Origin of the sequence: Pantoea sp. UBA5923 (assembly GCF_002431095.1) — a bacterium.
Lineage (GTDB): Bacteria > Pseudomonadota > Gammaproteobacteria > Enterobacterales > Enterobacteriaceae > Pantoea > Pantoea piersonii.
Genome location: NZ_DJDN01000058.1, coordinates 1,042 through 1,568 on the forward strand (window position 1 = coordinate 1,042; position 527 = coordinate 1,568).

A 527-nucleotide genomic window follows, 5' to 3' on the forward strand; every position below is an offset into this window, starting at 1 on the left:
TTCAGCGCGCCGACCACTTCGGAGACCGCTTCTTCAATAGATTCGCGTACTGTCTGTTCCGGGTTGAGCTGCGGCTCCTGCGGCAGATAACCCACTTTGATGCCCGGCTGCGGACGCGCTTCCCCTTCGATATCTTTATCGATGCCCGCCATGATGCGCAGCAGCGTTGATTTACCCGCGCCGTTCAGGCCAAGCACGCCGATTTTTGCGCCCGGGAAAAAGCTGAGGGAGATGTTCTTCAGAATATGACGCTTCGGCGGTACCACTTTACCGACGCGATGCATGCTATAGACGAATTGAGCCACGTTGTAATGAGCCTCTGATTCTGGTGGGTGAATTAGTGACGAAGTTTAGCCTTTTTGCCTGGCTAATCCCAGCCGCGCGCCGGGATTATTCCGGGCGCGCAAGGTTGTTACGCGTAAAGAGAAAAGGCAGGGTCAGGCTGAATCGGGCAGACGCAGCGGCAGCGGCTGCTGCGCCAGCCACTCCGCCAGCGCCTTGTCCGGCGCGCTGTCGCTCACCAGCAG

The 527-nt window shown here is 58.4% G+C and carries 1 protein-coding gene; it reads right to left on the minus strand.

What is annotated here, in order from left to right:
- Positions 1-305, minus strand: a 305-nt coding sequence (locus B3797_RS13890; protein WP_311791377.1) for an ATP-binding cassette domain-containing protein, incomplete at its 3' end; no start/stop codon positions are given.
- Positions 306-527 lie beyond the last annotated feature (222 nt).